General features: G+C 43.1%; 15 protein-coding genes. 8 read left to right on the forward strand and 7 right to left on the reverse strand.

The genetic code is table 11. The features are described 5' to 3' along the window. The first annotated feature begins 50 nt into the window (after positions 1 to 50). The 5 genes from GTK07_RS03885 to GTK07_RS03905 all read left to right on the forward strand — a co-directional run bounded on the left by GTK07_RS03885 (position 51) and on the right by GTK07_RS03905 (position 7,581). Positions 51 to 1,391, forward strand: coding sequence for an adenylate/guanylate cyclase domain-containing protein (locus GTK07_RS03885; protein ID WP_163633173.1), 1,341 nt, complete (start codon positions 51 to 53; stop codon positions 1,389 to 1,391). 15 nt (positions 1,392 to 1,406) lie between these two features. Next, complete coding sequence (locus tag GTK07_RS03890; protein ID WP_203583711.1) at positions 1,407 to 2,003, forward strand: Pycsar system effector family protein; 597 nt, start codon at positions 1,407 to 1,409, stop codon at positions 2,001 to 2,003. Between the two features lie 167 nt (positions 2,004 to 2,170). Further along, complete coding sequence (locus GTK07_RS03895; protein ID WP_203583712.1) at positions 2,171 to 3,250, forward strand: sensor histidine kinase; 1,080 nt, start codon at positions 2,171 to 2,173, stop codon at positions 3,248 to 3,250. Positions 3,251 to 3,399: 149 nt separating this feature from the next. Next, entirely contained in the window at positions 3,400 to 6,318 is a 2,919-nt protein-coding gene (locus GTK07_RS03900; protein WP_313790685.1) for a PEP/pyruvate-binding domain-containing protein, read from the forward strand. Continuing rightward, positions 6,319 to 7,581: a serine hydrolase gene (locus GTK07_RS03905; RefSeq protein WP_163633175.1), complete on the forward strand. Its 1,263-nt coding sequence runs from the start codon at positions 6,319 to 6,321 to the stop codon at positions 7,579 to 7,581. Here GTK07_RS03905 and GTK07_RS03910 read toward each other — a convergent pair. The 3 genes from GTK07_RS03910 to GTK07_RS03920 all read right to left on the reverse strand — a co-directional run bounded on the left by GTK07_RS03910 (position 7,568) and on the right by GTK07_RS03920 (position 13,800). After that, positions 7,568 to 10,303, reverse strand: a complete 2,736-nt coding sequence (locus GTK07_RS03910) for a hypothetical protein (protein ID WP_163633178.1) — start codon at positions 10,301 to 10,303, stop codon at positions 7,568 to 7,570. The two genes, GTK07_RS03905 and GTK07_RS03910, sit on opposite strands and share 14 nt — an antisense overlap. Positions 10,304 to 10,391: 88 nt before the next feature. Next, positions 10,392 to 11,294: a serine hydrolase gene (locus GTK07_RS03915; protein WP_163633181.1), complete on the reverse strand. Its 903-nt coding sequence runs from the start codon at positions 11,292 to 11,294 to the stop codon at positions 10,392 to 10,394. A 211-nt stretch (positions 11,295 to 11,505) separates the two neighbouring features. Further along, on the reverse strand, positions 11,506 to 13,800 hold the full coding sequence (locus GTK07_RS03920; protein ID WP_163633183.1) for a TonB-dependent receptor: 2,295 nt from the start codon (positions 13,798 to 13,800) through the stop codon (positions 11,506 to 11,508). 272 nt (positions 13,801 to 14,072) lie between these two features. On the opposite strand from GTK07_RS03920, the gene GTK07_RS03925 reads away from it, so the two are divergent. Further along, positions 14,073 to 14,501, forward strand: coding sequence for a DNA primase (locus GTK07_RS03925; protein ID WP_203583713.1), 429 nt, complete (start codon positions 14,073 to 14,075; stop codon positions 14,499 to 14,501). A 7-nt stretch (positions 14,502 to 14,508) separates the two neighbouring features. On the opposite strand, the gene GTK07_RS03930 is transcribed toward GTK07_RS03925, so the two are convergent. Then, complete coding sequence (locus tag GTK07_RS03930) at positions 14,509 to 15,450, reverse strand: NAD-dependent epimerase/dehydratase family protein (protein ID WP_163633185.1); 942 nt, start codon at positions 15,448 to 15,450, stop codon at positions 14,509 to 14,511. 64 nt (positions 15,451 to 15,514) lie between these two features. Between GTK07_RS03930 and GTK07_RS03935 the strand changes: the two genes are divergently transcribed. Both GTK07_RS03935 and GTK07_RS03940 read left to right on the forward strand, forming a co-directional pair. Further along, positions 15,515 to 16,015 carry a hypothetical protein gene (locus GTK07_RS03935; protein ID WP_163633187.1) on the forward strand — a complete coding sequence of 167 codons (501 nt, stop codon included), beginning with the start codon at positions 15,515 to 15,517 and terminating at the stop codon, positions 16,013 to 16,015. Further along, positions 16,005 to 16,514, forward strand: coding sequence for a nuclear transport factor 2 family protein (locus tag GTK07_RS03940; RefSeq protein ID WP_163633189.1), 510 nt, complete (start codon positions 16,005 to 16,007; stop codon positions 16,512 to 16,514). The genes GTK07_RS03935 and GTK07_RS03940 overlap by 11 nt, the downstream gene beginning before the upstream one ends. On the opposite strand, the gene GTK07_RS03945 is transcribed toward GTK07_RS03940, so the two are convergent. The 3 genes from GTK07_RS03945 to GTK07_RS03955 all read right to left on the reverse strand — a co-directional run bounded on the left by GTK07_RS03945 (position 16,511) and on the right by GTK07_RS03955 (position 20,364). Next, positions 16,511 to 17,209 (reverse strand): hypothetical protein, encoded by a 699-nt coding sequence (locus GTK07_RS03945; protein ID WP_163633191.1) that lies wholly within the window; start codon positions 17,207 to 17,209, stop codon positions 16,511 to 16,513. The genes GTK07_RS03940 and GTK07_RS03945 overlap by 4 nt on opposite strands. Positions 17,210 to 17,291: 82 nt before the next feature. Next, positions 17,292 to 18,101, reverse strand: coding sequence for an SDR family oxidoreductase (locus GTK07_RS03950; protein WP_163633193.1), 810 nt, complete (start codon positions 18,099 to 18,101; stop codon positions 17,292 to 17,294). Beyond that, positions 18,094 to 20,364 carry a M28 family peptidase gene (locus tag GTK07_RS03955; RefSeq protein WP_163633195.1) on the reverse strand — a complete coding sequence of 757 codons (2,271 nt, stop codon included), beginning with the start codon at positions 20,362 to 20,364 and terminating at the stop codon, positions 18,094 to 18,096. The genes GTK07_RS03950 and GTK07_RS03955 overlap by 8 nt, the downstream gene beginning before the upstream one ends. Between the last annotated feature and the right edge of the window lie 43 nt (positions 20,365 to 20,407).

Consider the following 20,407-nt stretch of genomic DNA (forward strand, 5'->3'; position numbering starts at 1 on the left):
CTTTGGCACTATCGATCGACAGAAAAAATAACCTCTTTAATTCCAAAGCAATGACCAACAAGATTACCTATGCAGCAATTAATAGACAGGTTGAGTCCAATTCCACCACAGATTCGTTGTTGGATATATCGATCAAGAACAAAATACCACATTTGCACGAATGTGGGGGCAATGGGGTGTGTACTACCTGCAGGGTAAGGGTATTGGAAGGCATTCAAAACCTAACCCCTAAGACCCAATACGAAAATGCCAGCTGTAATGCTAGACAGTGGGATCCCTCCATTCGGTTGGCCTGCCAGGCGCGTCCGAAGGGAGATGTTACCATTCAACGGTTGATATGGTCCAGTGGGGAGGTCAATACGCTACAAAAGGAACTGGTACCTACCGGTTTGGCTGAGGAACGGCCGATCGCTATATTGTTCTGCGACCTTCGGAACTTTACCAATCTATCTTCCAACAATTTGAATTTTGACATTGCCTACATGTTAAACAAGTTCTATACCGCATTGGGAGAACCCATTTTAATGAACAATGGGATCATTTATCAATATGTGGGGGATGAAATCATAGGTGTTTTTGGGACTACCGGCGGAACCGCCCAAAAAAATTGTGAGGATGCCATACGGGCGGCATTGGGAATGCAATATGCCCTGGAGTTTTTGAACCGTTCCGACCTAAAGGATATTGGCGTGAAATTGAAATCAGGGATTGGCATCAATTTCGGGAATGCCTTCATTGGTCACCTGGGGCATCCCACCCATAAACAGTTTTCTGTGATCGGTGATCCCGTTAATGTTGCCAGTAGAATTCAAAACGAGACCAAGGTTACCAATACCGATATTCTTATTTCGGATACCGTTTTTGAGAATATAAATAAGGATACCGTTGTGGTTGGAAAGAATTTCCTGAACAAACTGGCAGGGAAAGACGATCCCTTAAGTTTATATGAGCTGATCGGCTTCAATGACATGGACCTTCAGTTGGAACTTCAGTCTTCCATGAACATTATGTTGGCAGATGAAGAGACGTTCGCAAAAGTATTTTACGACAAAGTTTTTAAGCTGGCACCCTTCGTAAAGCATTTATTCAAAAGCAATATGGCCGATCAAGGAAGGTTGCTCACGCATATGTTGGGCGGTATCGTTTATTCCCTATCCCGGCCCGAACATCTTAAAAAAGGATTGATGAAATTGGGGCAAAGCCATGTGCAATATGGGGTAAAGGAAGAATATTATCCCGTTGTAAAACAAGCCATGATGGAAACCATTGAAGAGGTTATGGGTGAAAATGGTACACCACAATGTTTGAAAGCTTGGAATGCGGCCCTCGATTTTGTGATCGATACCATGAAGTCCAGTGCAAGACCCAATGTTGAGCATGTTTACGCTTAATGAATTTCAAAGCTGATGTATAAACACCACAAAAAAAGAGTACCCAACTTCCAAAATGAACTCTTAAAAATTATTGAGACAAGAGGACATGCGGAGGAGCTTGTGGACCATTATTGGGGCAGCATCAACTACGTACTCGGGTTGATAAGAGCTTCGGAAATAAAGGCCGGGTTGTTGCTTTCTTTTTATGGGATACTACTTAATTTCATCTTTCAAAAAATTGATTTGATCCTTTCCCAAGGATCACAACAATTCATGCTATATATTCTAATGGGGTTTTGGTTCCTATCAACCGTGGTATCCATTTATTATAGCATCCGTTGTTTCATGCCCTTTATTGAAGGTAAGTTTGAGAAAAATGTCTTCTTCTTTGCGGATGTGATCACCAAATTTGGAACGATCAACGACTTTTCAAAAACCTTCTACAAACTAAGTCTGAAAGAAGAGGAACTGTTTGACCAGTTGGGACAACAGATTTTTATCATTTCAAAAATAGCGGACCAAAAGTTCCGCTACGTTAACAAGTCGTTGCGTTTCTTGGCCATAGGCCTGCTCCTGTTCCTGTTGGTTGTTGTTGTGTACACCGTTCATACGATCATTGTTGTGGACTAAAGGAAACGATGACAATGAATGTTTGTCAATAGGATTTAAAATTACATTTTTCATTCTCTTGTTAAATTCATTGGATTTTGTTGAAGTCCATACAATAAGTTTCTAATTTTAATGGTTGTAACCATTAAAATCGTTGTTTGCTCAAAAAGCAGTACAAACTTACTCCTATGGACTTGAAGCAGCCAGACTCCATTAATCTTCAATTGGATCCTTTTTTTGACCTTTCCAAAGATTGCCTATGCATTGCCGACTACAATGGTTACTTTGTAAAAATCAACCCTGCTTTTATATCCTTGCTGGGCTATACGGAGGAGGAATTGAAGTCCAGATTGATTTCAGAATTTATCTATCACGAAGACCGCGCGCTTACGGCATCCCACAGACAGCGATTGAAAGAGAATGTTCCCTTGGTCAATTTTGAGAACCGATATGTGTGCAAATCAGGAAATTTGGTTTGGTTGCACTGGACATCCATTCCTATGGAAGGCGAACAATTGATATATGCCATTGCCAGGGACATTACACATAAAAAGAAACTTGAGGCCGAGCGGATTTCTAAGCTTAGTGAACTTTCCAAGGTGAACAACAAGCTAAAGCAACTCAATTATACTACATCGCACGATCTGCGATCTCCGCTTAACAATCTATTATCTCTTGTCAATATGATTAATGTTGACAAGATAGATGATACGGAAACATTGGAATTGATCCAATATATAAGACTTTCTGCGGAAGGCCTAAAATCGTCAATGGATTCCTTTTTGGATACATTTAAGAATGACGACATTTCGGCTGTTAAACTGAGGGAAGTCCATTTTAAAACAGTATTTGAGAAAGTTAGAAATTCCATAAGTTCTCTCATCCGAAATGCAGGTACAGAATTCCAGTTGGATTTCTCTGGGTTGAAAAATGTACAGTTCAATGAGGCATACATGGAGAGTGTTTTACTTAATCTTATCACCAATTCGATCAAATACCGCCGACCCCATGTTGCTCCGGCCATTTCAATTACAACAGAACAAATCAACGGGGTAAAAACCTTGACCTATTCCGATAACGGTCTGGGATTTGATATGGACAAAGTAGGTCATTTGATATTCAACCTGGATCAAAGGTTCCATTCCAAGGAAGATAGCAAAGGAGTTGGTCTGTATTTGATCCATAACTATGTTACAAGTCTTGGTGGTACCATATTAGTGGACAGCAAGGTGGATCAAGGAACTACCTTTACCATTCTGTTCAAATAACAAAGGTTCCATATCCCAGTGTTTTGGCGATTGCCAGTATATCCCATATAAGGGATTCATCTTAAAAATGCCATAATATCAACAAAGTTGTAGGTTTATAAATACCTTTATATAGGTTAAAAATCAATCCCATTGCAAAAGATTCTTTTATGATGAAATTGAAATTTACTTTTTGCATACTACCTTTTCTTCTATTGTTGGCCATGCTTCAGGTATCGGCCCAAAAAAAAGAGGCAGCACAGATAGCAACACTGATACAAAATCTAAAAAAGGATATTCGTGGCCCGTACAAGGACATTCGTTGGTTCTGTACAGATGGGAGTATCCGCGCCCCAAAAGACCCATGCCCAGATGAAATTGGGCCAGGGGTACAGCATGCCCGTTACAAGGATGAGGTTGAGGCCTTGGGTACGACCAATCACATTTATTTAGGGCAGATTTTGACTTATACCGATCAAGAACCATTTTGGGATGTGGCCAATGATCATTCCAGGTTGAAGCAATACCAACTCGATAAATATTTAAGAAGTGTAGACAACGGTTGGATCAACCAAAAGGGGCAATATTATCGTGGCGCCATCCAATCCGAAGACGAAGAAACATGGGGCATCGAATTTTACAAATGGCTTTTGGCAGATGATGAGGTTCTAAAAAATGAATTTTTTCTGGTTCGCCAGTCGTTGAAGGATATTCCACATAATGGGGACGACAATGTGGCCCAGAAGATGAGGAGCGAATCCAAAGTTATTTCCGACCTGTACGAGCCCTTCATGGATCTTAGAACGAAAATCCACAGTCAGCCAGAAGATGGCGATATCCAAAAAGTACTGCAGTTCAAACAAAAGCATAGTGCCAAGTTAACAACGGATCTATCCAAAAAATTGGATGAACTGGTGGCCACCATGAGGGAATTCCATAAGCCAGTGGATATCACCGCCCTTCCCAAAAGAGCACCCCTTACCAAAGGGACCCTTTTAGGAAAAGCCATTGAAAGCTTTGCTGCTAACAAGGAATTGATGGAAAATCCAAAACTGTTGATGGAACAAGCTTCCCAGTTGTCCTTCGATATCAGGAACGGGCTTTTGGACGAAAAAAGGCCTATGGCCAGATTGCAATTACTAGATGTTTCCTTAAAATTGGAAGAGATCATTTTCAAAAGCTCTCCCGATTACCAGCCTGAAAACTTAAAGGAACTGTTGCATAAAATCTGCTATTTGGGAATGGCCGTTACAGGATCTGGGTATTTGGAACAATGGGAGTGGGAGCAATTGGCAAGCAACCTCACCAACTATGAAACAGACGAACGCTCATTGGGCGAATTGACAGAAGTATTGAACCGTGCCCGTTCCGTAGTGGAATGGAGTGCGGCCATGGTAAAGGCCAATTATGATGCCATCGTAAAGGAATATATTGCTTTTGAACCGCTTACCGCAGGTTTTGTGGATGACAAGATTAGAGGATCTGTGGCCCTTCATCTAGGGCAAAGTGTCGGGGAATTGGGCAATCTCATTTCTGCCGAATCCCAATTGGCCAATAAAGTCATGGACATACAAAACCAGAGTACCATTCGCGGCCTGAATCCTGGCTACGCTTTTGGGGAATTGGTCGTTGTGGGAGGCAGTTCGGATGATATTGAGGTGTCTTCTGACAAGATCTATGTCTTCCAACGTCCCCCATCCGATTTAAAACCCGTTGCTGGGATTGCAACGGTTGCTGAAGGCAATATGGTTTCCCACGTGCAATTATTGGCCCGTAACCTCGGAATTCCCAATGCGGCGTTATCGGACCAAAATCTTCAAGACCTAAAAAAATATGACGGTTCAAGGGTGTTTTATGCCGTTTCCAATAAAGGGAATGTTATCCTGAAACCCGAAAGCCAAATGACCAAGGATGAATTGGCACTTTTTGAAAAAAAGGAACGCAAAGAGGAACGTATCGAGGTACCCATTCAACAGATCCGTTTGGATGTAAACAAGGTGCTTAACATGCGGGATGTGGATGCCGATGATTCGGGAAAATTATGTGGCCCAAAAGCCGCGAATTTGGGTCAACTCAAAAAAATGTTTCCCGAAAAAGTTGTGGAAGGTTTGGTGATTCCCTTTGGGATTTTCAGAACGCACATGGACCAAAAAATGCCCGATCAAGAGGGATCCTATTGGAATTTCCTGACCAAGATGTTCGAAGAAGCCAATCGCATGTTGGCATCCGGTATTTCAGAAAAGGAAGTTGAAAATTACCAATTGCGCCAATTGGAAATCTTGAGGGATGCCATTAAAAAAATGCCGTTACAGGATGATTTTATCAACCAATTGGAAACTGGCTTCAAAGACGTTTTGGGTTCCGATTTGGGTTCCGTCCCCGTATTTCTACGCAGCGATACCAACATGGAGGATCTAAAGGATTTTACCGGTGCCGGACTCAACCTAACCATCTTCAATTCGGTGGAAAGGGAAAAGATTTTGGCAGGAATCAAGGATGTTTGGGCCTCTCCCTACACAGAACGCAGTTTCAAATGGCGTCAAAAATACCTGTTGAACCCCGAAAATGTGTTTCCATCCATTTTGGTCATTCCCAGTGTGGATGTTGATTATTCTGGAGTATTGATCACCAAGGGTATCAGCATGGGCACCGATAAGGACCTGACTGTTGCTTTTAGCAGGGGAGCTGGTGGTGCTGTGGATGGACAGGCTGCGGAACAATATCTCATCAAAGATGAGGGTGGATACACCTTATTGGCCCCGGCTCGGGAACGTTTTTACAACGGACTTCCCAAAACAGGGGGCACCCAAAGGAAAAAGGCCACTTTTCAAAAGCGCGTGCTGAACGATGGCAATATCGATGAGATCCGTGAATTGGCCCATATGATTCGGGAGCGCGTTCCAAAAGAAACGCATTCCGATTATCAAGGGGCCTATGATGTAGAACTGGGTTTTAAGGACAACAAGCTTTGGCTGTTTCAAATCAGGCCCTTTGTAGAGAATAAAAAAGCGTTGGGTTCCACTTATCTAGAATCCATCACACCAAAGATCGACTTGGCCAAACGTATTTCACTTTCCAAAAAAATCTAAATGAAAAAGATTGTTGCAATTGGCATATTGGGGTTAATAGGGTTGGGTTTTACCGAATTTGTGGAATATCCCATTGATGGATATGAGCGAACGGGGATTAAAAGGCTCAAACGGCTGGAAATGATCAAAAATGGCGAACTGAAAGATACTTCGCCTTTGCCCGAAGGTGCCAAAAGAGCATGGGAAGACATTCAGTTGAACCTCCTTTCCAGGAAAACGGACAGCGTGGGCGTTTTTTTTGAGATAGATGAGTCTTTTCAAAAGGACATCAACGGATTGTTCCGTGGACTGGATAAAAGTTATTCCCTGACCATTCTCGATATTTCCGAACCCGATAGCGTTCGGTATGCGGAACGTAACAAAACCTTGGGCTACCAACCTGGGAGTGTAGGCAAATTGGCAGTATTGACCGCCCTTTTTGAACAATTGGCCAAAATTTACCCCGATTCCTTTGAGCTGCGGACCCAATTGCTCAAAAATAAAGTGGTAAAGGCAGGGGTATGGGGCCTTACGGATGAACATACCATTCCTATTTTTAATGTGGAAAAGAATACCTTGGTAAAACGACAGGTTATTGCCAGCGATGTATTCAGCTTGTACGAATGGGCCGATCATATGCTTTCGGTGAGCAACAATGGTGCGGCCAGTATTGTGTGGCGTGAGGCTCTTTTGATGGCAGCTTTTGGGGAAAAATACCCCGATCTTACTGAGGAGGAGGCGATGACTTATTTTAAGGAAACCCCTAAAAAGGACCTCACCGATCTGGCCAACGATGTGGTCAATCTTCCTTTGCGCAGTTTGGGCATTACTTCGGATGAATGGCGGTTGGGCAGTTTCTTCACCACTGGCGCCAACACCTATGTGGGCGATAAAGGGGGAAGTATTGGTACCCCCTACGGATTGATGAAGTTTTTGATCCAATTGGAACAGGGTAACGTTATTGACGAGGCCAGTAGTCTGGAAATGAAGCGATTGATGTATATGACCGATCGTAGGATCCGTTATGCACAATCCCCAGCGTTGAAAGATGCAGCCGTTTACTTTAAATCGGGAAGCTTGTACAAATGCGATAGGAGCAAGGGCGAGGAATGTGGAAAGTACATGGGCAACGTGCAAAATTTTATGAACTCCGTCATCATTGTGGAACATCCTGACAATTGTAGGTATATGGTGGTGTTGATGACCAACGTACTGCGAAAGAATTCTGCTTCTGACCATATGTATTTGGCCTCGGCCATAGATAAGATTGTTAGGAAAGGTTGATTTCCGCCAAGGCGTTTTGGGCAAAATCCCTTATTTTTTGGTTTTCGTCCGAGGTGAATCTTTTCAATAAAGGCTCGTACTTGCTTTCCTTTTGTTTGCCGATGAGATAAAGTACCGCCAGTTTTAAGTTTACGTCAGGCACCTGTAGCAATTGTTCAAAGCATTCCATTTCGGACGGAATATTGTGCTTGATTTTCTGGATTGCTTCTTCCGATGAAAAATCCATCGTGGCTTCTTCAATGATGGGAAGTAATTTCTGTTTTAGGTTTCCAGTCAACAAGTTGTCCAAAAACTCGATGGATTTGTTCCGCGCCTCTTGTTTTGGGCTCAAAAGTCCCAAATAGGCGTTCTGTACATCCTCTTGCACATATTTTAGCCCCAATAGTTTAAAAATGCGTTCAAGACCAGCATCCAACCGTCGTTCCAAGAGTTCCAAAAGGGAAGCCCTGGCATCCCTTTCTTCTACATCGATTCCTGACCCCGACTTCTTTCTGTTGCGGTATGAGATGATGATTTGGGTATGCATGGCCGATAAGGTCTGATGGTACAGTCTGCATTCATCAAAAACCTTGGAAGCAACTTTGAATCGGTTGAAACGCAGGGTAGGGCGGTCCTTTCTGATATCGCTGAGTGCACGGACCACTTCCAACCGGATACTGAGATCTACATCATCAAAAAGCTGGAACAGACAGTGAACGGCTTCTTTCGATTTAAAGGATTTGATGACCAAGGGTACAAAACGGCACGTTTCCAGATCTATTGATCTATTTCTGACTTGCGAAACCAAAATGGGCAATATGCCAGGGCCATAATTGTTCAATGCTTCAATTACTGTGGACCTATAGGGTTTATTGGACAGCAAATGCAACAATTTGTCAATGAACATGGGATGCATACTAATTCCTGCTGCGGTAATGGCCGCTTTTTTCAAAATCTCTTCCTGATTGTCCAAACCGTCCATGATCACATGATAAAACTGCGGGTAGCCCGAGGCACCGATAGCTTTTAAAACAAGTGGATTGATGGGATTTTCGCTATCTGACAAACGTTTTGCCAACCTTCCTTGAAGGTCATGGCTTGTCCTTAAGGTCATATTGCCTGCACTTTCCCTTGCCAGACAGAATAGGGCAGTATCCCTAACCAATACATTTTCGGAATCCAGAAATTGATCAAACACATATTCCTCCTTATGATCGGAATGCAATAAGAGGTATTCAAAAGTGGCCAAAGTGAGGTCTTCGTCCCCATATCCCAACAATTCGTTGATCTGGACCACCATGGAAGAGCTGTTCAAGAAATATAGGTTACGCATGGCGGCCGCCTTTACTTTTACGGATGGATGGTCCAATAACCTCAATACATCGCTTGTGAACCGCCTATCATTGATTTCCATCAGCTTGTTGAGCATGAACAAGATTTGATCCTCGTTACCGGATGAGAAGACACTTTTCATTCCCTCCACCACGGAGACATTTTTGGTTTTTGATACCGATACATTCTTGTCCTTGGCGGTGGCCGATTTCAAATTATGTTTGAAAGTGGCGTAATACTCCTTGCGCAATATCCCGATGAAAAAGATCCACACCAAAACCAAACCGATGATCAACAGGGTAACGCTCAAGGTGCCCAGTTCAAGTCCGTTCACGAAGAAAATCAGCAAAAGTCCAGCAAAGCCCGTGGCAATACTGTCTACCACCACATCAATGAAGGATTTGGTCCTGTTCTTCAGTTCAAAAGGAAGTGGCAAGGCCAACAATTCAGAGGCACTTTTGTTGATGGATTGCTTTAAGACCCCATCCATGGCCTTTATGGCCACAATGGCCGAAAGTTCTGGAAGAAAAAGAAAAAAGACAGCTCCAAATAAGATACCTAGAGGTAACAATAATAGTGAAAACCCAACACCCCAAATACCCACAATCCGATGTGTCAAAAACAATTGTACTGCCAAGGAAAGCAAGTTGAAGGTGGAAAACCAAAAGGCAAAAAACGATGTAAGTTCCTCGGGATCTTCTATGGATTTGGCCGCAAAATCGCTGAACAGGTAATCCACCAACTTGGCTACCAAAACCCCAACAGCCACCGTTAAGGCCATGTAGGTTAAGTGCTTGGACTTTTTGATGAGTTGATAGGGGTGTCCATCGGTGGGGGAAATCCTTTTTTTCTGCTTGAATTCATCGAGTTTGTTCACGCGCAATCTCCAAATGTAACGGAGCAGGGGAAAACATCCCATCAGCAAAACCGCGGCTATAAAAATCATGGCATCATTACCGAACACCGGTGCAAATATGGAAGTGAGGTATCCCCCGAAAATACCTCCCAAAATGGCCCCGGAGCCAATAAATCCAAATAGTCTTTTGGCATCCCTTACATTGAAGACCAAGTTGGCCAAGACCCAAAACTGCGAGGCGGACAAAACTGCGTAGATTGCCACCCATATATAAAAGAAAAACAAAAGGGAGGTATTCATCAACCCAAAAATCAAAAGCAAGCCAAGGGCGATCAGAATGATGATCGAGGTTGATAGTGTTGTTTTTATGATGCGGTTCAGTCCAAACTTGGCAAGTATCTTGGTGTAGAACATGGAACTTGCCACTGCCGTAAGGGCCACCAGAATATATGCCAACGACAATTTTTCGGCACCGAGTTCGGAAAGGAACAGGGCATTGATAGTGGGTTTAATGATCAGCAATACCGAAATGATCAGAAAAATGTAGCAAAACATAAAAAGGGAGATTTTGTATTCTCCCTTTCGTATATCAAAAAATTGGTTCGCTAGTCTATAGATCATTGGTTGAGATACTATCCAATGTCTAAATTTCGGGTTTTTTCAATACTTTTTCCACGGGTTTCACCAAATTCCGGATAATCTGCTCTCCATCAGGGTCATCTACAAGTGCCACCAAGATGTATCTGCGATTGGATTCTTTTCCCCAAACCAGTATGGAATCGGAGTGGAACGTTTTCCAGGACCCCGACTTGCGGAACAAGCGTGCGGTTGGGGCAATGATGTCCAAAGTATTCACAAATTTATGGTGCAGTTCAGGGTTCTCCATGATGTTCAACATCTGTTTGGACCTTTTCTCGTTCACTAATTGACCATTGGCCAAAAGATAATAGAACCTGCAAACCTGAGTTACCGAGGCCGCATGGCTTAGGTTTTTCAAAGGTTCCCTGTTGGTATCACCGCCGCCGCCATAGCGTTTGCCCACCCAAAGGCCACCACCGTTTTCTTCGTCATAAAAGGCATATTTGGGGTCGGTCATAACCGATTCTATTTTGGAATAACCGATACGGTCGATCATACGAGTAGAAGCTGCATTGTCCGATTTGCTGATCATCAAACGCATATCCTTTTTCACCTCTGGGGTCTCCGTCAATTCTCCCTTTTCAATAGCCTCCATAGCGGCAAGGAGAATGGCTATTTTGGGCAAGCTGGCAGCATACATCATATAATTGCCATTGATCCTGGCAAAGCGAACCTTTTCCGGGTTGCTCAAATCTACAATGCCAATGGCCATTTTATTTTGAGAGATCAAATGGGACCAGGCCTCATTGCCCATGATTTCTTCTTCCAAATTGTTTTGAAGAGAATTATCCACCAGCTTTGTAAGCGGCTTGATGTTTTCGCGGCTCATTTTCAAGGGCAACATTTGTTGTCCCGAAACGGAGGGGATAAGGGCCGAAAAAAATAAAACAACAAAAAACTTCCTCATTAACAAGTGGGGTATAAAAAACTAGCTAAAATTATATAATCTAAAGATGCACAATGTGTTAAAAATTAAATTTTAGATAAAATGTAAACGCGAGCAATGATGCATACTATGTTTTCATATCCTCGGTCCATTTGTTAAAAAACTTTTCCAACCTTGCACAAAGTTCTTCTGGTAAAAACGCTGTAACAGGTATTTTTATTTTTCGTTTTGACTATAGCAATGGCATTTTTATTCCCAAGGAAATATTTCGCCCTGGACTGTAGATCTCATAGGAACGGAACCTGCTCATGTGATCTAAATATTTATGATCCAATAGGTTGTTGGCGTTCAAGAAAAATTCCATTTTTCGGTAATGGGTGTCCAATCCCAAATGGACCAAGGTATAGCCTGGAGTTTCCATTTCGTTGGAAGCTACCTGGTGTTGTTCAAAACTGGTATTGGTGCCGATATTGAACGTCCATTCGGTCAATTTGCCCCAATGGTCCCATGTTATGAACAGATCGCTGTTCCATTTGGTGGGAGGCATTTGGTAGAGATACTCGCCCCCATCGGCTAGTTTTCCCTTCAGGGAAGAAAGGGATGTTTCCAAATGTCCCCAGGAAATGCCAGTTGGGTGAAGGTTTAACATGATTTCACACCCATAAATGGTCGCATCGTGTTGCTGAAATTCATAAAGGGGAACCATCACCTCTGGATCAAGATTACTATTCGTTTCTTGGCCAGTGGGTGTTATGTAGATGTAGTCGTTGATGCCATTGTAGAATAGGCTTCCTTCCAATGAAAATTGTTTTCCTTCATAAGCAATGCTTGTATCCAATTCAGTGTTGGTCTCCTTCACGAAATTTGGGCTACCAACTTCATACCGTTGGCTTTCCAATTTTACCCCATTGGACATGAGTTCATTTAGGTTTGGGGACCGATAACCAGTGGCTACACTTGCCCTGAATATCAGATGTTCCATGGGTTCATAGGCCACACCAAAGGAGTAACTGAGATTATCATACGTTCTGGAAATGGCGGGTTGGATGACCGCTGCAAGGGGACTTTCCTCCGTGTCCAGATTTCGATGGTCGTAACGGGCTCCTATACTAAGGTTAAAATGCTCTTCTTCCCAACGGCTAACTCCAAAAATGCCAACATCATTAATTTCCGCGTCCGGAATCAGCTGAGTAGTGCCCTTGCCGCCATTGGTATTGCTCTTATGCATGCCCTGTGAACCTACGATAGTATGAAAATGACCCATTTCCGGTAGCAGCCATTTTACATCATAGGTGTAGGATTTTAAGATCATGTCCAGATACGTATATCCTTTTTTATTGCCTGCGAGCTCCTCATTTTCGGTGCGATGGTTATTCTGGTAGCCCAAAGTGGCCTTAATAGTGGAAGCACCGGCTAAAAGGGTTGTTTTGGATATGATTCTATGGTCTATGACCCCATGGTAGGGTGCTTCGGTCTCAAATGGAAATTTTTCCTTCTCCAGGCTATCAATATTGATGATGCGGCCATCTTCGTCCTTCACAATATCCTTTCCATCCAAAATGCCATAGAAAGCTTGGTTGAAGGTGTAGGAAAGTTTGGAATTTCCCCAAGATCTGTTGATGCCAGCAAAACCTTTGGCACCATATTCCAACAAACGAGTGTTGGGGACCCTAAAATTGAATCCGTCATAAAAGTAGTCGGAAAGCAGTTTGCCTAGGGCACTGACACCCCAATTGAATTTTTCCATGGAGCTTTTTACCCCGGCCTCGGCTCTTCCCCCGCGGTTATTGGAGTAGGCCATGGCTTCCATGTCGGCTTCCATGGTTCCCACTTCGGCTGGTTTTTCCTCCACAAAACGGACAATGCCACCCATGGCTTCGGGGCCATAAAGTAATGAGGATGGACCTTTGATTATTTCAATGTGATCCAGTCCCAATTCGTTGATGCCAATACCGTGTTCGTCGTCCCATTGTTGTGTCTCGAAACGGATTCCGTCTACCACAGTCAAAACACGGTTACTTGACAGTCCCCTTATAACAGGTCTGCTTACCAAGGGTCCTGTGGAAACGGCGCTTACCCCCGGTGTTCTTGGCATGATGTCCATAACGCTCATACCACCGGTCTTGGCCAATTGTTGTTTGGGGATTACATCAATTTTAAAGGTTTCCTCTTGTTGGGGTTTTTCATAGGCTGCGGCTACTACCACTTCATTGAAGGCATAAGGTTGTGGTTCAAGGGCAATGTTCAGGTTGAGTTCCTGTTCGTCATCTATTTCAAAGGTTTCTACTTCCGTTTCAAAACCTACAAAGCTTACTTGTATACTGTAAAAGCCTTTCCCAAATCCTGACAGGCGAAAATTTCCCAAGGTATCCGTTGCGGTTGCTTTGTTGATGGCACTCACATAGATGGATGCACCTTCCAAAGGTTGAGAGGTTTCATTATTGGTGATAGTGCCTTTTATTGAGGTTTGGGCCTGTATGGTGAACGAAGCAACCAAGAAAACAAGAACAGATAAAAATTTCGTCATGGGGTTGAATTTAGAGAGTTGGTTTGTTTCAGGATGGAAATTACAAAACGTACAACCAAAAGGTGGTAGGTTTTTTAATTTTGTAGACGAGCAATTGTAATCATGATCGGATTTTTTTTATCTAATTAAATAGGGTATTTTCCTGTGTTTCTGAAGGTTTGCGTGCTCTGGAAATCTCAAAAATTGGCTTCGAACGATTTTTTTCATAATTTTTTTTCAAGGAATCAGTTTTATTCTAATTTTAGCTCGATCATTTAGATAATACAAGCACCATGAACAACAACCTCAGAAGAGTGATAGTGGATTACAAGAAGTTGACCCCAGAGGTACTTAAACTATTGGTGGAAAAGTACCCCGATGGTTATGGGGACAATGATGTGATCACTTTCCGCAATTTAAAGGGCGAATTAATAGAAGCCGTTGAAGTGTCTACGGAAGACACCAAATATTTAGTAAAGATCAGTTTGAAATTGGAACACAGTATGGCCAATTACGACGAAGACGAGGATGATGTTGATCTGGACTCCGAAGATTTGGGCAAAATTCCAGGCAACGACGACGATTTCTCAGGTTCAGACGGTGACGATGTAGATACCGATGACGATGACGATCGTGATGATGTTGACAACGAGGATGACGATGACGATGTGGATGATGTTGCAGACGACATCGACGAGGATGACGACGAAGACGACTATTGATCAGTCCCTAATTTCCTAAATTTTTAAGCATTTCCTGGGTAGTCTGGTCCAAATCGAACCTAGGCTCCCAGCCCCAATGTTCCCGTGCTTCGGTATCATCAATGCTACCCGGCCACGAATCGGCAATCTGTTGTCTGAAATCCGGAGCATAGCTCATTTTAAAATCAGGGATGTGTTTTTGGATGCTGGCGGATATATCTTCCGGGGCAAAGCTCATACTGGCCAAATTATAGGAGGAACGCACTTTGATCTGTTCCGCCGGACTTTCCATCAAATTGATGGTGGCCCTGATGGCGTCGTCCATGTACATCATGGGTAATTTGGTGCCCTTCTTCAAAAAGCTTTCATATTGCCCATTTTTAAGTGCTTCGTGGTATATCTCTACCGCATAATCCGTGGTGCCTCCACCGGGCATGGTCTTCCAACTGATCAATCCAGGGTAGCGTACACTGCGCACATCCACCCCGTATTTTTTAAAATAGTATTCGCACCAACGTTCCCCTGATTGTTTGCTGATCCCATAAACCGTACTGGGTTCCATTATGGTGCTTTGAGGGGTGCCTTCCTTTGGGGTGTTCGGGCCAAAAACGGCGATACTGGATGGCCAGAAGATTTTGTTGATCTTGCTTTCCTTTGCCAGATTGAGCACATTGAACAGGGAGTTCATGTTCAGGTTCCAGGCCCGCATAGGAAATTTCTCCGCAGTGGCACTGAGCATAGCGGCCATTAGATAAATTTCATCAATATCATAATGCATCACCACATCCTCAATTGCCGCATAATTGGTGGCGTCCAATAGCTCAAAAGGACCGGATTGCATAAGGGAATCGTTCCCTTCACGGATATCACTGGCGATCACATTGTCCCCACCGTATTTGTTCCTAAGTTCAATGGTAAGTTCTGTGCCGATCTGGCCACAAGCGCCAATAATAAGAATAGGTTTGTGCATTAAAAATGAAGTTAATTCGGTTTGGGGGCAAAGATACCCTTTATTAAAATTTGTACATTCGCCTATGCGAAAATTGTTAGTTACACTTTTTGTTTTTTCAGTTTTAGTAGGATGCAAAAAAACTGATGAAGGTACTAAGCACCAGTCCACCAATGTGGAATTGGCCTTTGATTACCAAAAATTACCTTCAAGGGCCACCATTAACCCGAAGGCTACCGAAATCTTGGATGGCTGGGAGGAGTTCAAGGCGTTCGATACCAGTTTCGATGTACTGTATAAAGCCACCAATAACGAAGATTTGGTGTTGGCGGCAGACGACCTTATCGAAAAAGAAAAGAAATTGGCTGCCAGTAATTACCCAGAGTTGTTCGATACGTTTCAGATCAAGAGCAGACAACAAGTAATTAGAACCTATCTGTATAAGGTTAAGGCTAGTATCATGGAGAACCAACCTACCACTGAACCCACTGTGGATATGATAAAGGCCTACAATGCCATGCGTAAACAATTTAATACGATCGTAAACAGTCAATTGGACAAAAAATTGATCCTTGATGAAAACTAAACTTTTTTCTCTCTTGTGGTGTATGGTAACCGCCCTGTCCATTAATGCACAGGTGGCCGAAAAGCAAAAAATCAATGAAGTGTTGGACAATTGGCACCTTGCCGCTGCCAATGCCAATTTTGATGCATATTTCGGATTAATGACGAAAGATGCCGTTTTTTTGGGAACCGATGCCATGGAAAATTGGCAGAATGAAGCATTCAAAAGTTTTTCCAAGCCCTATTTTGATAGGGGAAAGGCTTGGAGTTTTACTTCTGTACAACGCAATATATACATGAACGAAAGCAAAACCTTTGCCTGGTTCGATGAACTATTGGACACCCAAATGAAAATCTGTAGGGGTTCAGGAGTACTTAAAAAAGTACATGGGCAATGGAAAATTGCCCATTATGTATTGTCCATTGCCGTTCCCAATGAAAATGTGGACGAGCTTATCCAGATTAAGGAAAAAAAGGATGATGAATTGCTTCTTGAACTAAAGGCCAAGCGGCAAAATTAGTTTCCTTCGGTCGTTCCCTCTTTCTTCCTGGCTTCCAAGGCTTGTTTGCTCAAACTGGCCAAATTAAAATTGGGCGCAATTTTAAGGGCTTCGTCAATGGAAACAATGGCTGCATCGATATTGTTCCTGTCTTTGTTAAAGTCCACTAAACCCTTGAGATGGTAAAATGCAGCTTTTAAAGGTACTTCGTAAGGTTGTTGTCTTTCGTAAAAAGCATAGAGCATATCATCTTTGGCATTGGCGATACCATACTCAATGTTGGAAGCTGCCCCGGCAATGTCACCAGTCTGTATTTTAAGGTCCGCCATTTCATATGCTACGTAAGGAGATGGTTCTCTTTTATAAAGTTCTTCGAACTGTTCCAAAGCTCTTTTGGGTTGGTTCAGCGCTTTTAAGGAGACTGCTTTGATCTGTACCGCCAAATCGGAATCGGTTGTGTTCGTTTCAATTCCAATGGTGTTCAAGGCTTGCATGTGCTGACCGTTGTTCATGTATACAAAAGCCAAGGTGTCCTTTCGCTCCTTGGATGGGGAAAGGACATTCAAGTGGGTCAGGGCCCCAATGATCCCGTTCACATCGCCTTGTAAGCGCATTTCGTTGTAAAAAGCTTCATAATGCTTCAATAGTTCGCTCTTGGTTTGAGAAAATCCATTGATTCCCATGAATAACAACAGCGCAAATACAATCTTTTTCATTGATCTTCAAATTAGTGCGCCAAAACTAAAAAAATTATTGCTACCCTCCTGTTAAGAATCCCATAAGTAAGGGTTATGCGCATCAAGAAAGGATCGAAGTGGTAAATTGATGCCCTTTTTGAAGGAAGTTTTCGCTTTTTACACGTTTACCTTCGTCATTTGCGGGATGATCCAAGTATTCCGGTGGAGGAACACCACGTTTTTCGGCTTCATTGGAATAATATTCTTTTTTACTGGGATGCAGTGGATAGACCCCGTTGAAGATTTCACCCCAGTAACCTTCATTGATAATGGTGCCGATCATATGGATGCAATCTTCCAGTTGGATCAGGTTAACCGGATGATGCCCATTCTTCAAATCCTTTTTACCCGATAATTGTTTGATGGGATGTCGGTTTGGGCCAATCAGTCCTCCGAATCTTAAAATGGTCGTCAATCGGTCGGAATCATTGCTGAAAAGTTGCTCGCTGGCCAACAATTGCTTGCCCGATTCCGTAACGGGATTGGGAGGGGTATCTTCGGTAACATCACCATCTTCATCACCATAAACGGCCGTACTGCTCACAAATAAAATTTTGGAAACGGAACTATTTTGAATCATGGAATGCAGTAGTTTGATTTTTTCAATAAAACTTTCCGCATTGCCCTGTCTAAGTTTGGGCGGTACATTGATGACCAAAATATCGATATGGGACAAAAAGGTTTCGATGTCCCCGTCAATACTATTTTCCGATAAGGAAATGCGATAGGGAATAATCCCCAAATCTTGAAGTGCTTCCAATTTATCGGAAGAGGTGGTGGTCCCGTGCACCTCAAACCCCTTTTCGACCAATCTCTGGGCCAAGGGCAGACCAAGCCACCCACAACCTAAAACCCCAATCTTATTACTCAAACTTTAAGGTTTTAATGGTCAATATGGCATCGTTCAGTACAAACGGCATGGGAATGCTGGTATCCGGTCTTTGGGGAACACTGAACTCTTTATTGGTAAGCAGGTCGTTGGAGGCTTCATAAAAGCTAAGTTCCAAAACGGAATCTTTCGGAAAACTCAATTCCAGTTCCGTAAAATCATTGTTGGTGATGTAATGGGTGATCAGCCTGCTGTTCCGATTTTGTAAAAAGTAGGGAGATAAAGGAATTCGGTTCACGGTGGCGGCATTTACCGGAGCGGCGTTGGTGTACACATCCAAACGGTTTACATTTCGTGTAGGGGTAACGCAAAGTTCAATGATTCGTTCTTCACCGATGACGGTGTCCTTTATCTTATCGATTCGTGGAAGGGCAATATCCTTTTTAGGGGCATCCGAAATGTAGTTCAATTTGGTCCTGTACTTGCTAAAAAGGGTCTCGGCTTCCGGTTTTCTCTTGTCATTACCTAAAAATTGGGCATTCCATCCAATCAGTTTTTGGTCATAGGTGCCCCAAACCGAAGTATCGTTATCGGCATTGTAAATGTAGACCAAGCTACTGGGTTTTGGTCGTTTTTGGTTGAATTCGGATTGTAAATGACTCATGATGCCAAAAACAAAGAAGAGCAACAGAAATAGATAGGACAACCGCCCTTTACTTTTCAATTGTCCAAAGAAGGGAAGTACCAAAACGAACAGCAATGTAGTGAACAGGGTGGCGGCCACCATCATTTTTAGACCAAGGCCTACGGGAAACATTTTGATGAAGGGCGAATAGATCAACACCGCGGGTAATGCCAAAAACACCAAAAGGTACGGACTTGGTTCTTCTTGATTGATGGTCACCATAAAGGCCGCCAACAACCCAAATAATGGAATAATGAAAAAGCTGGCTCCTTTTAGATACGTGGCCACCAATCCACAAATGATCAGCCAGATAACAATAGGGGCCACCAATATATTGGGAGTACTTATTTTTTTGAACTTGTGATAGGTATAAAAACAAACGAACAAGGCAAAGGTGACATAAACAGTGATGTAGGTATACCCATTATAAGTGAAGCCATGGAGCATATCCTTAAAACCGGGATACCACCAGGTGATGATGGTCCAACAGAAATAACCCACCACTCCATTGACCACCAATGTGATCAACAAGGGCAAAAACCCTTTCAGGATTTCTTTTGTGTTGAGTCGTTGTTTTTTAAACCCAAGGACCAATAGTGCTACAAAAGCCAATAAGGCCAAGCCGAACATGGGCCAGATCCACTCGAAAGGGTAGGAGACCAACCTAAAAAAAGGAAGGTTGAAATAAATATAATCGTCCAAACTTTTCAGGTTGTTGAGGTCGGCATTGCTGAAATAATGCAACAGGGGCATCAGGTAACTCCCTTGATGGGCCAATGTCTTTTTGTCCAGTCGATTGTAAGTGTCTAAAGCGGTGTGATAGTCAAAATGGTCATCAATAAAGGCAAAATTAAACCCATCAATATCGCCATCTTCGCGAAAAACGGTCAGGTCCGTATCGTTGGGAAGCATTTTATAAATGCTATAGGCCAATGAATTGGCTACAGGAAATTGAGGGTTTGCCTTGGTGAATTCCTTAATCAGGGTGCCATTGCCCCGGTTCGTTTCAATGAGCATGTAACTGGGTCCCCCACTGCCACGCGCCTCAAAATTGAGAACAAGTCCAACATCCTTGGCCCAAGGGTGGCGGTTCACAAAAAGATCGGCCCCGTTCAGCCCCAATTCCTCAGCATCCGAAATGAGGATGATGATGTCGTTCTTCGGGGTTTCGTTACTGGCCAATAGGGCCCGTACCCCTTCCAAAATGGCAGCCACCCCGCTTCCGGCATCACTGGCCCCGTAGGAGGAATGAGGCCCGCTATCGTAGTGCGACAACAAAAGAAGTGCCTTCCCTTCGCCGGAGCCTTTTATACGGGCCAGAATATTGGTGGCCCGGCTTAAATTGGCCCAGTCACCAGCAGTATAGCCTTCTTGGGTAGTGGTCTCCAACCCCATTTTTTTCAATTCGGAAATGACATAGCTTTTTACCCGATCATGACCAGGGAAGCCCACCGCGTGGGGTTCCATGGATATGTTTTTCACATGTACCAAGGCCCGATCTGTGGAAAATGAATCCATGGAAATAGTGGAATCGGAATGGTAAGTAGGCATCAAGGATTTAAAGCTCCAATACACCACAATACAAAGAAGCAAAAGGGAAAGAGTTCGGGAGAATTTCATGTTTTGGTTTGTTGGAACATAAATGTATGAATTTATGAAAGGT

It is taken from the genome of Flagellimonas sediminis (assembly GCF_010500845.1).
GTDB lineage: Bacteria > Bacteroidota > Bacteroidia > Flavobacteriales > Flavobacteriaceae > Flagellimonas > Flagellimonas sediminis.

Coding starts and splice junctions, on each gene's coding strand:
- GTK07_RS03885 (WP_163633173.1), top strand. CDS start 51: ATGACCAACAAGATTACCTATGCAGCAATTAATAGACAGGTTGAGTCC.
- GTK07_RS03890 (WP_203583711.1), top strand. CDS start 1,407: ATGTATAAACACCACAAAAAAAGAGTACCCAACTTCCAAAATGAACTC.
- GTK07_RS03895 (WP_203583712.1), top strand. CDS start 2,171: ATGGACTTGAAGCAGCCAGACTCCATTAATCTTCAATTGGATCCTTTT.
- GTK07_RS03900 (WP_313790685.1), top strand. CDS start 3,400: ATGATGAAATTGAAATTTACTTTTTGCATACTACCTTTTCTTCTATTG.
- GTK07_RS03905 (WP_163633175.1), top strand. CDS start 6,319: ATGAAAAAGATTGTTGCAATTGGCATATTGGGGTTAATAGGGTTGGGT.
- GTK07_RS03910 (WP_163633178.1), bottom strand. CDS start 10,303: ATGTTTTGCTACATTTTTCTGATCATTTCGGTATTGCTGATCATTAAA.
- GTK07_RS03915 (WP_163633181.1), bottom strand. CDS start 11,294: ATGAGGAAGTTTTTTGTTGTTTTATTTTTTTCGGCCCTTATCCCCTCC.
- GTK07_RS03920 (WP_163633183.1), bottom strand. CDS start 13,800: ATGACGAAATTTTTATCTGTTCTTGTTTTCTTGGTTGCTTCGTTCACC.
- GTK07_RS03925 (WP_203583713.1), top strand. CDS start 14,073: ATGAACAACAACCTCAGAAGAGTGATAGTGGATTACAAGAAGTTGACC.
- GTK07_RS03930 (WP_163633185.1), bottom strand. CDS start 15,450: ATGCACAAACCTATTCTTATTATTGGCGCTTGTGGCCAGATCGGCACA.
- GTK07_RS03935 (WP_163633187.1), top strand. CDS start 15,515: ATGCGAAAATTGTTAGTTACACTTTTTGTTTTTTCAGTTTTAGTAGGA.
- GTK07_RS03940 (WP_163633189.1), top strand. CDS start 16,005: ATGAAAACTAAACTTTTTTCTCTCTTGTGGTGTATGGTAACCGCCCTG.
- GTK07_RS03945 (WP_163633191.1), bottom strand. CDS start 17,209: ATGAAAAAGATTGTATTTGCGCTGTTGTTATTCATGGGAATCAATGGA.
- GTK07_RS03955 (WP_163633195.1), bottom strand. CDS start 20,364: ATGAAATTCTCCCGAACTCTTTCCCTTTTGCTTCTTTGTATTGTGGTG.